The organism is Bacteroidota bacterium, from assembly GCA_016183775.1.
In the GTDB taxonomy this organism is placed as follows: domain Bacteria; phylum Bacteroidota; class Bacteroidia; order JABDFU01; family JABDFU01; genus JABDFU01.
The window spans coordinates 21049-33574 of record JACPDY010000113.1 but is presented as its reverse complement, the minus strand read 5'-3'; the positions used below and the strand labels follow the sequence as shown (position 1 = coordinate 33574).

Genomic DNA, 12526 nt, shown 5'->3' with positions numbered 1-12526 from the left:
CTCTTCAAAACCTTAGGAATGCAAATCCCGCCCAAAATTCTTAAGACAGAACCCAAAATGTAGTGGCACAAACCTAACCCCATGCCCGCAAACCCACATCATTGCTGAATTGTTAAAAATCAAGTGTCAAACTCGGGTGAAATAATGCCCCTAATAATGGCTTATTAGAAAACACGCCTATTTTAAAAATGGATACTCCCTCTGAACGAATTGCCATTACATGTCCCAGCTGGCTGAAGCAAAGCACAGAAAAAGCCATTGTTTGCCAATGTGAATTTTCACTTTGTATTGCATAAGCCTGCATTCCAATGGTTACTACGCCCATTAAAAATCCTACCCATAAAATGTGCAATGCCATGCCTCCTGCAAAAATATTTTGCTTTGGATTTCTTGGCTTTCGTTTCATAATGTTGGCATCTGACGGCTCAGAAGCAAGTGCTAAGCCCGGTAATCCATCAGTTACAAGATTAATCCACAGAATATGTATTGCCAACAACGGAATTGGCAGACCGAAGAATGGGGCAAGAAAAATTGCCCATATTTCCCCTGAATTTCCGGTCATAATGTATTTGATGAATTTTAAAATATTATCAAAAATTCTTCGCCCGTGTTTTACGGCAATAACAATTGTTGCAAAATTATCATCAAGCAAAATCATGTGTGATACCTCCTTGGATACTTCGGTTCCGTTGATACCCATTGCAATACCGATATCGGCATTTTTTAGCGCGGGTGCGTCATTCACACCATCGCCCGTCATAGCTACAAAGTGATGCTTGTCTTGTAAGGCACGTATGATCTTTAGTTTTTGTTCAGGATTTACCCGAGCATACACACGCACTCTTTCTACAATTTTTTCAAACTCATCAAGTGTTAATTTGGCAAGTTCGGAACCGTTTAATACGATGTCTTCTTCAGAGGAAATTATTCCTAATTGTTTTGCAATGGCTTTGGCGGTGAGTTTATGGTCGCCTGTTATCATCACAGGAATAATTCCTGCTTGTTTACATTCCGCTACTGCTTGTTTTGCTTCTTCACGCGGAGGATCGATCATTCCGGCAAAGCCAATAAGTGTTAATGATGTTTCTATTTCATCAGTATTTATCTTCTCCGGCAAAGCCGGCAGCATTTTAATTGCATATCCTAAAACCCGATAACCTTTTTCAGCCATCTCATTTACTTTGCGTTCAAATTCAATAATAAGTGATTGTTGTTCATTATTCAGTTTTCCGAGTAATACATCCACTGCACCTTTTGTTATCGCAATGATTCCATTTTTAGTTTCATGCAATGTGGTCATGCACTTCCTTGTGGAATCAAAGGGCAATTCTGCAATTCTTGGAAACTTTGTTTCCAAATCGCTTCTCTCTGAATTATTATCGAAAGCATATTGAACCAGGGCAACTTCTGTTGAATCGCCTAGCCATTTTCCGTCATTGTCTTTTGAAACATCGTTGTTTAATGCCATTGCAGTGAGTAAAGGATGGCTATCTGAAAACACAACATTGGAGTTGTCAATTTCTGCTTCATAAATTTCCTGCACCGTCATTTTATTGAGTGTAAGCGTGCCGGTTTTATCGGAGCAAATGTAAGTAACAGAGCCAAGGGTTTCGACAGCAGGTAGTTTACGGATAAGTGCATTGCTTTTCACTAATCGTTTTGCACCAAACGCAAGCGCTATGGTTACCAATGCAGGTAATGCTTCCGGTATGGCTGCAACTGCAAGCGAAATGGAAGTTAACAACATGGTTAATATTTCTTCGCCTCTCATCCAGCCAATAAGAAATATTACCGTGCAAATAATCAATATTCCTACTGACAAGCGTTTTCCAAATGTAGCTAATCTTTTTTGCAGTGGTGTTGATGTTTCATCGGTTTGAATCATTTTTGCGATCCGCCCAAGTTCAGTGCCCATACCTGTTGCGGCCACATAGGCAAGCGCACGGCCATTTGTAATAAATGTTCCCTTAAAGCCCATGTTTATTCTGTCACCGAGCGGGTAATCTCCTTCGGGCAATTCATTGGAGTCTTTTTCTACATTATGCGATTCGCCTGTGAGCGCTGATTCATCTACTTTAATTTGATGCGTTTCAAAAAATCGTATATCAGCAGGAATAATATTTCCGGCTTCAAGTATCACCACATCTCCGGGCACTAAATCAGAAGCAGGAACATCAGCAGCTTTTCCTTCACGCAGAATACGGGCGTTGGTGGCTGCCAATTGCTTTAGTGCCTCTATTGCTTTTTCGGCACGATACTCTTGTATTATTCCAACAGCTGCATTCAGAATAATGATGGCAAGAATAATTATAGTGTCTGTCATATCTCCTAAAATGCCCGATATAACTGCCGCTGAAATAAGGATGAGAATCATGAAATCCATTAACTGATGCAGCAGCATCTGAAAAACGGTTTTCTTTTTTTTGTCAGTGATCTGATTTTTACCGTGCTCAACCAACCGCTGCGAGGCAGTTAAATTATCAATGCCTGACGGTGTTGTATTTAACAACTGAGATATTTCGGCAAGAGGTAATAAATGCCAGTTCATTTTCCTGTTACTTTATTTTTTAATAAATAAATAGGTCATAAGAGCCATGTATAGAAGGGCAATTATAAAAGTATCAAGGCTTAAAAGCCATAGTTGTTTTTTCTTTGGTTTAAAAAGTAGCCCTAACCCTACTACAGCGGTCATAATAATCGTAACAAATACCGATAACAAATGAGAGGGAGAAATGGCATTAAACAAGGAACCTTCCCGGTAAAAAATATCATCAATGCCGAGTATAAACATATTAAACACATTGCTGCCCAATAAATTTCCAACAGCCATATCCAACGAGCCCATTCGTAACGCAGCTAGGGAAACTACCAATTCGGGTAAAGATGTTGCCGCAGCAATAAATAGTGTGCCGAAAAATGCATTACCTAAACCCGTATGTGTTGCAATGTGATCGCCAAAATAGGGTAGAAATATAGCTGCACCAATTACAATTAAGGCATGTAGCGCATAGCCGCCAATAACTTTTTTCAGGTCGGCAGAATGGGAAGAGTTTTGAGGAATTTCCAATGGCGGAGATTCAATCAAAGCGGCATGTTCATATTTAAAAATGCCCCATATAGATACTAAATATATTCCAAACAGGACAAATGAAAAACTGCTTATCCATAATACGGACGGTATTTCATCCGACAAGTAAATTGCCATACCTGTTACCGTTAATAAAATAATTCCGAAAATTGCTGCTACGATATGACTTGATTTGACCATTGAAAAAAGAGGTTGTTTTATCCTGGTATCTAAAACAGAAAGTATGAGCAGGTTAAATACGCAGCTGCCAAAAATATCTCCGGCTGCCAGGTTGGGTGCTTTAACAATGGCTACTGAACTAATCCCTGTTATTAATTCAGGCAATGAAGTAACTGACGCCATTAAAATAAGCCCTACCCAGGCCTTGCCCATTCCTGTGAGCTCGGCAATTTTATCTCCGTAAAAGGAAAGTTTGGTACCGCTATAAATAATAATTGCGGCACAAACTAAAAATCCGGCAATATGTATATATATATTATTCATCCCTTATATTGTTAGTTTTGTCCTATACGTTTAAATTTTAGCAGTTACCATACTGTAATTACTGTTTCTTCTCATCGTTCATCTCATCCAAAAAAGTCAGATCGCTTAATTTTGTTTTTTTGTCATTATAGGCTGCAAGCCCAATGACAGAAGCAGCTATTGAGGTGGATAAAGAAAGGAAAATATAAATGATGGCAACTTTAATAAATGTGGAGGTATCATTAAAATGAATAATTATGCCCAATAAAATAAATCCCAGACCAAATGTTATCGCTTTTGAAACCACTGACATCCGCGTTAGTACGTCGGGCATCCGAATGATGCCTATGGCAGCAATCAAAATAAAAGAGATACCCATACAGATACTAATATTCGTCAGCATTTTAATTTTTTTTTACAAATGGTCTGTTTTTTCTTGAATTCTAAACGATGTTTATTTTTTTCTTTTTTCCATATAATATGCAAACGCAATTGCGCCTAAAAAAACCACGAAAGACATGGTCAAAACCACGTCAATGTAAACAGTATTATCAGTTTTAATACTGAGAATTCCAATCATTCCCATAACAGTACATGTCAGCACATCAAATGCGGCAACACGGTCGGCAATGGACGGGCCTTTTAAAAGACGGTACATTATTGGCGCTGTAGCAAGAATTGATAGTATTAAGGAGATAATGATTGCCATCTTTTTATCTGGTTATTTCGAGTAATCTTCGTTCAAATCCGTTTTTAATTCTTTTTTTTGCTGCTTCCACATCATTGTCAGGTATATACATTTCATGTATATATAGTATTCTTTTATCTTCTGATACTTTTAAACCCAGTGTACCAGGTGTGAATGTGATAAGGATAGCAAGTGCAACGATTTCAATATCGGTTTGCGCATCCAGGGGGAGGGCTATAATTGCAGGATTCATCCGGTGTCCCGGCGTTAAAACATCATAGGTTATGCGGAGATTACTGATAAATAATTCTTTCAGGATAAAGCCAATGAATTTAATAATCTTCGGAACTTTAAAGAAATACTGCCTGTTTAAGAGGAAAGTCAACAGCCAGAAAGAAAGAAATAGACTGCTGAATACAAGGAGGAAAATCGCAGGCTTTTCATAATTAAGCGCTACAAAATTGCCGGCAAAATAATATCCGGCCAGGGCTATGACAATATTAATCAGGAGCCATTTCATTTGTTGTTCATCTCTTTTTGTTTAATGCAAAATTGCTTTTATATATTCATTCCTGTTCAGCAGTTGGAGAGCTGTTTCTTCCGCGAGCTTAAAAAATGGTACCGGATAAAGCCCGATCAGCAAAGTGCAGCCAACCAAAAAAATTACCGGCAATGCCATCATCCATAATGGACCGGAGCTTATGGCAAAATGTTCTGAAGTGTCCTTCGCCTCCGCTTCGTTTGCCCAAAAAACTTCATTCCATATTTTAGTCATGGAATATAAAGTCAGTAAACTTACACCCAACGCAATAAACAGGAGCCAAAAAAGTTCCGCGTCAATAGCCGATTTTATAAGAATAATTTTTGCCCAAAAACCGGAAAAGGGCGGTAACCCTGCAAGCGCAAGGGCAGGAACAAGAAATAGAAAGGCAAGCCAGGGATAATCACGATAAATGCCCCCCGCAAATCGCAGGTTAAAACTTCCTTTTAGGTAATGCACGATGCCGCTGATGAGAAAAAGATTGGTCTTTACCAGGATAATGTGCATAATAAAAAAAATACTTCCGGCAAGTGCAAGAGGACTGAAGATTGCCATGCCCATAATAATATAGCCAATCTGGCTGACGATATGAAATGATAATATCCTTCTGAAATCATGATGTATGATAGGGCCAAGCACTCCCACTATCATAGTTAACGCAGATAAAATCATCAATATGGTATGTGTGTAGCCGGTGTCAAATACAAAGATCAGGCTAAACATACGAATAAGTGCATATACACCCACCTTGGTCAGAAGGCCGGAGAATATTGCCGTTACTGCAACGGGAGGTGTATGATAGGAAGCGGGCAACCAGAAGAATAAAGGAAATACAGCTGCTTTGATGCCGAAAGCAATTAAGAAAAATACAGAGGCAACCGCAAGCAATCCTTTTTCAGGAACAACTGCCGCCTGCTGAGCAAGATGAGCCATGTTTAATGTGCCGGTAATACTGTAGAGAATGGCAACCCCGGCTAAAAAAAAGCCGGAAGAAAGAAAATTAAGCGCTACATATTTTATTGAACCTTCGAGTTGTTCTTTTTTTCCTCCCAGCGCCAGCATCACAAAAGAAGAGATCAACATGATTTCAAACCATACATAGAGGTTAAAAATATCGCCTGCTGCAAATGCACCCGCTACTCCGAAAATAAGAAAATTGAACAGGGGATAAAATCCGAAGGATTGTCTTTCCTCATCCACGGAAGCAATGGAATAAAAACTTACAGCTAACCCGATGAGGGCCGCCATAATGAGCATAATGCAGGAAAGCAAATCTGCCGAAAGGGTGATGCCGAAGGGGGCATTCCAGTTTCCCATTTGCAGGCTCATAATGCCTTTTGCCCTAACACTAATAAAAAGAACATAAGCAGTATAGAGCATTACTCCCATGCCGCCAACCGTGAGCCAGCCCTGAAGCCGTCTCATTCGCCATGCCGCAAGACAAAGCAAAGCGGTTAAGAAAGGGATAAGTATGGGTACTACTAAATTCATATACAGTGGCGGTTAGCTGACAGCAGGTAGATGATGTAAAATTTTATAGTTGCCATATATCTATTGTATTTTATCCGTTGACGTCAGTTTATCTAAATCATCGCTGCCTGTTTCTTCATATGCTCTTCTTATAAGCACGATGGCAAATACCTGTATGCCAAAGCTAATTACAATGGCAGTTAAAATCATTGCCTGTGGAAGAGGGTCGGCATAAGGGGTAGTAAGGAGTTCCGCGTGTTCGGGAATGATCGGGGGATTTCCTTTTGATAATCTTCCCAGGGTTAAGATGAGCAGGTTGGAAGCATGGCTGAATAACACCATGCCGAAAATTAATTTTACCATACTACGTCTCAGCATCATGTAAAAGGATGCAGTGTAAAGTACACCCGTTAATATGGATAAAAAAAATTCCATTATTCAGTAAATGTTAGTTTCATCAAATTATATTATAATTCATCAATCGCCTATTACAAAAATTATTTTGCATACCGTTCCTGTAACAACTAAGTAAACACCGGTATCAAATAACAGCGGTGTTCCGGGCCTTCCGATAATCGGGAGTTTAAAATCCGCCCATATCGCTTCAAAAAAATTAAACCCAAACATCACCGGCAGCACTAAAGCCATAAAAGCGCAGGTTAATCCAATAATTGTAAACAACATGGGTTTTATATACACTCTTTTCTCTGTTTCCTTTACTCCAAAGGCAAACGTGAGCAGTATGAATGCCGAGGCGGCCACCAAGCCCCCTATAAATCCGCCTCCCGGTTCATTATGCCCCCTGAATAATGACAATACAGACGCAATGACCAGGAAAGGAAATAGGATTTTAACTGTTGTTTGTAATATCAGTGATTTCATTCGTTGACAAAAATTTATGTTTAGCTTGTTTGGGATTTAAATTTTATTAATGCGAAGACACCAAGGGCGACAATGGCAAGCACTGTAATTTCTCCCAATGTATCCAGCGCTCTGAAGTCAACCAGTATAACGTTCACGGCATTTCTTCCTTTTCCAAGCAAATAACTGTTCTCGCCAAAAAAAGCCTTCAATTCCGAAACAAGCGGATAGTTTGTTACCAATAACATTATAGTGGTTATAGTTGCACCACCTGTAAAAGCAATTAAAATGTCACGCCATCTCTGTATGCGGGAAGAAAGACTAATAAATCCCGGAAGTTTCGACAGGATATATACGAAAATTACTACGGTAAGTGTTTCCACCAGGAATTGGGTCATAGCAAGGTCAGCTCCTCCGTAGATGGCGTAAAATAAGGCCACACCATATCCTACTACACCCAGAATAACAACGGCAATCAGGCGTGATTTTGAAATGACAACAAACACAATTGCTGATATAACAAGTATGGTAAGGAGTATTTCATATATTTCAATTCCCGAAAAAGAGAAATTGAATTCAACAAGGTTGTAATGATGAATAGTAAATAAAATAAAGAAGATCAAAGTAGCCAGGATGCTCATGATATAAAAACGCAGATAGCCGTTTTGTACAATAGATATGATCACTTCGGCAAAACGGATTATTGCTTTCCAGGATAAATTATAAATAGCTTCGGGGCCGTATTTTTCCAGTTTGTAAATCCATTGGCTGAATTTATTAAAAATGGTTTCATGAAACCTGTATACAAGCCAGCCAAGCAGAAGCGTAAGGGCGCTTAATCCTAAAACAGAAGTAAAGCCATGCCATATTCGCAGTTCCCATCCTGCAGCTGAGCGGGAAACAGAAACTGCCGCGCTTGCAAGCAGCGTCTCCGCTTTTAGGAACGGAAAAATAACGATAAACATACCCGCAATTCCCAGAACAACAGGGCCGAGATACATGCCGGGAGCTACTTCAGCAAGTTGTGGTTTTTTCAGAAACGGAGTATTGAAAAATAATTTCCATCCAAGCAGCAGCGCAATAACAACGAAAATACTGTTGGCGGATACAATGATTAAAGACAACAGTAAAGATAATTCGGGAGATTCCATTATGGCTCCATAAAAAAGTTCTTTGGATAAGAAGCCTGGCATAAAAGGGATTCCCGCCATGGATAAGGCAGCAAGCATGGCAGCAAAAGCAGTGAAGGGCATATTCCTGAACAAGCCCGAAAGTTTATTTATATCCCGTGTGCCTGTTGCATGGTCAATATTTCCGGCTATCATGAACAGTGCGCCTTTGTAAATGGCATGAGCAAGTAAAAATACCACCAATCCCTGTATAGCTTGCGGTGTTCCGATACCGATGGCTAAAACCATTACTCCCAGGGCAGATATTGTTGTATACGCAAGGATTTTTTTTAGGTCAGAATGAAACAGTGCAGACACAGCCCCGACCAGCATGGTAATTCCTCCGAGGAAGATTAATGAATAACGCCATTCTTCCGCCTGAAAAAAATAAGGATTAAGCCGGGCGAGGAGGTATATTCCCGCTTTTACCATAGTGGCGGAATGTAAATAGGCGCTTACAGGAGTGGGCGCTGCCATAGCGTTGGGCAGCCAGAAATGAAATGGAAACTGAGTTGATTTTGTAAATGCACCTAGCAGCAGAAGGGTGAGCATTAAACCAAAATGTTTGGAGTCAATTAAAGTTCTCCCGCCTGCAATCCAATCGGAAATATTGGGAGATCCAGCGGCATTAGCAGCCAGTATCAATCCTGCTAATAATGCCAGTCCTCCCGTGCCTGTCACCAGCAACGCCTGGAGGGCCGACTTTCTTGCATTTTCTTCTTCATGGTTATATCCAATTAACAGGTAGGAGCTGATGCTTGTAAGTTCCCAGAAAATAAAGAGTACAAAAATATTATCAGAAAGCATCATGCCAAGCATGGCTCCCATGAAGATGAATATAAAAGAATAGAAATTTGGCAGATTTTTATCTTTTGAAAGATACGAGCCGGCATAAATAATAATAAGCGTTCCGATGCCGGTAATTAACAGCACGAAGAGCAAACTTAACCCATCAAGGTCAAATTGAAAATTGAATTCGAGTGCATTTACCCATTCATATTTTTCTATGAGACGTTTTCCTGAAAATACATGTGGAGCTAAACTTAAAAATCCTGTAAAAGAAAGGAGTGGAAAGAGGCAAAGCAACCAGGGCGAATATTTTTTAAACAGGCGGCAGATGAACGGAGCCGCTATAGCTCCTGCGAAAATAATACTCAGGCAGGTTAAGATCGGATTCATACTTTATTTTGAATAGTATTTTCATGGCTTTTAATCGGAATTGTTAGTAATGGAAAGCGGATATGATAAGCGGTAGATTTTGTTATGCTTTTATGAAACAAGCGATTCCAAATCTCTTCTCTTTTTATTGGTGATAAAACTAAAATATCTGTTTTATCATTTAAGGTAATGTGTAAAATTGCTTTTGAGATGTCCTTTTCTTCAACATGCTGAAAAGAAAGAGAATTATCTTTACACTGCTTTTCAATCTTTCTTTTATAATTCCTGAATATTTCTTCTTCAAATGCGGGTATGTATTTCCCGTCATCTATATGCAGTATATTAATTTTTGCCTTAAACGGTTCATTCCATTTTAAAAGGAATTTGATTGTCTGAATGTCCTTTTTGTGATAATCGGATGCGAAAGTTATTTTTTTAGGGATTTTAAATTTACATTTTTGCGGAATCGCTAATACAGGGCAAGGAGCTTTAGTCATTGTATCGGCAGTAAAACTTCCAATTACAACTTCTTTTAGTCCGCTTGCACCTTTCGCTCCCACTACTATTAAGTCAATTTTCTTTTTCTTGCAAAACTCTGCCAATCGAAGGCTTTCCGGTCCCCGATCAACATGAATAGAAACAGGAATATTTTTGTTTGATTTCAAAAGTTTGTCTTTAATTTTGGCAAGACGATTAATTAAATTATCCTCCGTATTCTTATTTTCCTTTTGGCTTTGAGCGCGGGGGTAAAAACCGCTTTCAAATGGAATGAAAGAGTGATAAAGTATAATGGAAGCATCAAATACATTTGCCAGCTTCATTGCATAATGCACTGTATTATCAGCAGGAATTGAGAAGTCGGTAGGCACAATAATCGTTTTTATAATCTTCATTGGCTAAAAGATGTTTTTGTACGGAGTTGTATTATAAATCATAAAATTTCTTCACTTTTGCTACCACCTGATTCAAGGACATGCTATCAGCTGTTTTGACTGATTTTAATTTATTGACTACACCATTTCCTTCCTTTTCAATGTGCTGTTTTAATTTTGTTTTGATTTCAGCAGGCCCAAAAACATAAAGCTCATCATTATGCTTTATTTGTTCCAACACACTTTTCAGAAAGCTGTATGTCTGGTGTTTTCTTCTTTCTTCAAATTTTTTCTCATTATTGATGTGCCGGCTTCCCATAAATGATCCTTTATCTCCTTCCTTTTCGTGATAAATACGATTTTCAATATCGGATTCAATTTCCTTTATACTTTCCTGCCCACCAAACAGCGTAACAATTATTGCTTTTGAACCATCTATCCAAATACCAGTTTGTTTTTTCATCGTTCTATGATTTTTTTATACAGAGATTATTGTTTTTCGGGTAAACAGAGGATTGGTGTTTGTGTATGAAATACAAGATCACGCGTGATGCTCTTATTAAAAATCAATTCAAGATAACTATGCTTTTGCGGCATGGTAACCAACAGATCAGCGTTGTTTGTATTTACGAAATCACTAATTTTTCTCGCAGTATCTTCTGAAACTACATTATGAAAACTATTCGGAATACGTTCAAAAACCTTATCAAGATTTAGCCCTTCAAATGCCTCGGTTATTGACGGAATATCACCTTTATTTTTACTGACGGATAGAATCAAGATCTTCGAATCAAAAAGAAGTGAAATTTCAGCTAACGAATCAAAAGATGAATTGTTTTTTACTTCGTGAAAATCAGCAGCAAAAACAATTTGCTTGAACCCAAGATATTTTGCGTTTTCAGGTACAGCCAACACGGGGCAGGGTGATTTTGCAATTACATTGGCAGCATTACTTCCAAGTATGTACTTTTTAATTACACCGGTAGCACCCTCCGTTCCCATTACAATCATTCCTGCGTTATATTTTTTTGCAGCATCAATAATTTCGCTAACTACTAAACCTGCTTTCGCTTCGCAATTAATTTCAAGTTCTGATGTTTCAGTGTTTATACTAAGTTCAAAGTCAGCCATTTTCTTCAAACGCTTCATGTTTGCCTCATAAAGTTCTGTAATTGAAATGGGACTTATATATGTCTCTGGTGGAGGAACAGGAGCCTGATAAACGTGCAACAAAATTACTTTTGCTTTAGTTGCTTTGGCCAGTGCTACCGCATAGTTAGCAGCATTATAGGCGCACTTAGAAAAATCGGTTGGTACAAGTATTGTTTTCATAAAAATAATTTTTGTTTGTTCATTTTGTTTTTACGCTATCTTGCACCATTCTCAATGTGTCTTTCATTTCTTTTTCAAAATTCTCCCAATTATCCTTAGTAGTTTTTTCAATTTTATCCCAGGTTTCTTTGAGGATTTGTTTTTTTGCCTGCCATTCAGTTATTTCTTCTTTGAGTTTGTTTTTTAGTTTTCCTTTGGCTTTATCAAATTGTTCATTTAATTCATCAATCTTTTTATCCGTCTCCGTTATTTCCTCTTTGATCTGCTGGCTGTATTTCTCCTTCATGGCCTGAAATTTAATCTCGGTTGAATCGGATGCACTAATTATTTCTTTTCCATTATCGTTTTGTGACTTTTCCTCTTTTAGCTTATCATTAGAGCAGGAAATGGCAAAAAATAAAACAAGCGACATGCTGACAATATTCCCTGTATTTTTGTAATTGTTTTTCATAATTTTTAAAATTGGTTAGGATATAATAAAATCATTTGCAGAAGTGATAAAACAAAAAGTACCGTAAACACAATAGCAGATAATACACACCAAGTGCAAAATGCTTTAAGCTTGACAGCTTGGATTAAAGTGAAATAGATGGAAAATAAAAATCCGAAAACGATAATTCCAAAGATTATTAAAAAGGTAATTGACCCTTTCACAAAAAGAATGGTGAGCACAAAAATGGCAACAAGCATTGCTAAACCAAGGTAAGGATTGGGAATACCCATTGTACGGCTGTATTTGCTGTGTTGCACTTTAAGGCACTGCTTGGCTGGCAGAAACAAACATTTCACGTCTCTTTGTGTAATGCAGCACCATGATAGATAAATTGTATTGGCAATGCCAATTGCTGCGAAAATTAATATTGCTGTAACATAGCTATTCATACA

14 protein-coding genes are annotated in these 12526 nt (G+C 38.3%); all 14 read right to left on the bottom strand.

The genetic code is table 11. The features are described from left to right. Positions 1-112: 112 nt before the first annotated feature. From HYU69_13910 to HYU69_13845, 14 genes are read right to left on the bottom strand one after another with little or no spacing between them, the layout of a single operon-like run. Positions 113-2548 (bottom strand): cation-translocating P-type ATPase, encoded by a 2436-nt coding sequence (locus HYU69_13910; protein MBI2271434.1) that lies wholly within the window; start codon positions 2546-2548, stop codon positions 113-115. A gap of 12 nt (positions 2549-2560) precedes the next feature. Next, positions 2561-3571 carry a sodium:calcium antiporter gene (locus HYU69_13905; GenBank protein ID MBI2271433.1) on the bottom strand — a complete coding sequence of 337 codons (1011 nt, stop codon included), beginning with the start codon at positions 3569-3571 and terminating at the stop codon, positions 2561-2563. Between the two features lie 58 nt (positions 3572-3629). After that, entirely contained in the window at positions 3630-3953 is a 324-nt protein-coding gene (locus HYU69_13900; GenBank protein MBI2271432.1) for a monovalent cation/H(+) antiporter subunit G, read from the bottom strand. A 51-nt stretch (positions 3954-4004) separates the two neighbouring features. Beyond that, on the bottom strand, positions 4005-4259 hold the full coding sequence (locus tag HYU69_13895) for a cation:proton antiporter (protein MBI2271431.1): 255 nt from the start codon (positions 4257-4259) through the stop codon (positions 4005-4007). A 4-nt stretch (positions 4260-4263) separates the two neighbouring features. Beyond that, the gene (locus HYU69_13890) at positions 4264-4758 is read right to left on the bottom strand and encodes a Na+/H+ antiporter subunit E (GenBank protein MBI2271430.1); all 495 of its coding nucleotides are present in this window, start codon (positions 4756-4758) and stop codon (positions 4264-4266) included. Positions 4759-4779: 21 nt separating this feature from the next. Beyond that, positions 4780-6270 carry a Na+/H+ antiporter subunit D gene (locus tag HYU69_13885; protein ID MBI2271429.1) on the bottom strand — a complete coding sequence of 497 codons (1491 nt, stop codon included), beginning with the start codon at positions 6268-6270 and terminating at the stop codon, positions 4780-4782. Between the two features lie 60 nt (positions 6271-6330). Further along, positions 6331-6684 (bottom strand): Na+/H+ antiporter subunit C, encoded by a 354-nt coding sequence (locus HYU69_13880; protein ID MBI2271428.1) that lies wholly within the window; start codon positions 6682-6684, stop codon positions 6331-6333. Positions 6685-6726: 42 nt separating this feature from the next. After that, a complete protein-coding gene (locus HYU69_13875) occupies positions 6727-7131 on the bottom strand; it encodes a Na(+)/H(+) antiporter subunit B (protein MBI2271427.1) in 405 nt (134 codons plus the stop codon). Positions 7132-7151: 20 nt separating this feature from the next. Further along, positions 7152-9458 carry a DUF4040 domain-containing protein gene (locus tag HYU69_13870; GenBank protein ID MBI2271426.1) on the bottom strand — a complete coding sequence of 769 codons (2307 nt, stop codon included), beginning with the start codon at positions 9456-9458 and terminating at the stop codon, positions 7152-7154. Continuing rightward, on the bottom strand, positions 9455-10330 hold the full coding sequence (locus HYU69_13865) for a universal stress protein (protein ID MBI2271425.1): 876 nt from the start codon (positions 10328-10330) through the stop codon (positions 9455-9457). Before HYU69_13865 ends, HYU69_13870 begins: the two co-directional genes overlap by 4 nt. A 31-nt stretch (positions 10331-10361) precedes the next feature. Next, complete coding sequence (locus tag HYU69_13860) at positions 10362-10772, bottom strand: hypothetical protein (protein MBI2271424.1); 411 nt, start codon at positions 10770-10772, stop codon at positions 10362-10364. Positions 10773-10798: 26 nt separating this feature from the next. Continuing rightward, positions 10799-11641, bottom strand: a complete 843-nt coding sequence (locus HYU69_13855) for a universal stress protein (GenBank protein MBI2271423.1) — start codon at positions 11639-11641, stop codon at positions 10799-10801. 19 nt (positions 11642-11660) lie between these two features. After that, on the bottom strand, positions 11661-12092 hold the full coding sequence (locus HYU69_13850; protein ID MBI2271422.1) for a hypothetical protein: 432 nt from the start codon (positions 12090-12092) through the stop codon (positions 11661-11663). 5 nt (positions 12093-12097) lie between these two features. Then, entirely contained in the window at positions 12098-12523 is a 426-nt protein-coding gene (locus tag HYU69_13845; protein MBI2271421.1) for a vitamin K epoxide reductase family protein, read from the bottom strand. Positions 12524-12526 lie beyond the last annotated feature (3 nt).